This is a genomic window from Methylobacterium bullatum, assembly GCF_014845095.1.
GTDB classification, from domain to species: domain Bacteria; phylum Pseudomonadota; class Alphaproteobacteria; order Rhizobiales; family Beijerinckiaceae; genus Methylobacterium; species Methylobacterium bullatum.
In genome coordinates this window covers 1-624 of the sequence record NZ_NKUG01000299.1, presented here as the reverse complement: position 1 = coordinate 624, position 624 = coordinate 1, and the positions used below count along the sequence as shown (strand labels likewise).

The window sequence follows — 624 nt, the reverse complement described above, 5'->3', positions numbered from 1 at the left end:
CGCCCGGCCCGGTCGAGGGCGTGGAGCGGTGCCAGCGGCCGCCCGGCATAGCGGTACTCGCCGTCGTAATCGTCCTCGACGATCCAGCCATCCTCCGCCTCCGCCCAGGCGAGGAGGGCGAGGCGGTTCTCCAGGCTCATCGTGTCGCCGAGGGGATGGCCCTGGGCCGGCGTGACCACCGCGAGCCGCGCTCCGGGATCGAGGGACCGCGCCCGCGCGATCGAGAAGCCGGCCGTGTCGCACGGCACCGGGATCGTGCGCAGGCCTGCCGCCCGCAGGGCATGGGCGAGGCCGGGAAAGCCCGGCTCCTCCAGATAGGCCGCCTCGCCGGGCTCCAGCAGGAGCTCCGCCAGGAGGCGCAGGCTCTGGCGGATGCTGGCGGTGACGATCACCGCCTCCTCGCTGCAAGCGACCCCGCGCCCGGCCGAGAGATAGGCCGCCAGGGCGCGGCGCAGGCGCGGATCGCCGAGGGGATGACGATGCGCGGGCGGGCCGGCGCGCCATTCGGCCTGGAGCAGGCGTGCCCAGGTTTCACGTGGAAACGCATCGAGGGCCGGGCGGCCGAGGGCGAAAGCGTCGGGGATCGGGGCGTCGCCCGCCTCGCCCCGCGACGCTGCCAGCGAC

1 protein-coding gene is annotated in these 624 nt (G+C 75.6%); it reads right to left on the bottom strand.

All coding sequences use genetic code 11. The features are described from left to right. On the bottom strand, positions 1-624 hold a 624-nt coding region (locus MBTS_RS23265), incomplete at both ends, for an aminotransferase class I/II-fold pyridoxal phosphate-dependent enzyme (protein ID WP_192216603.1).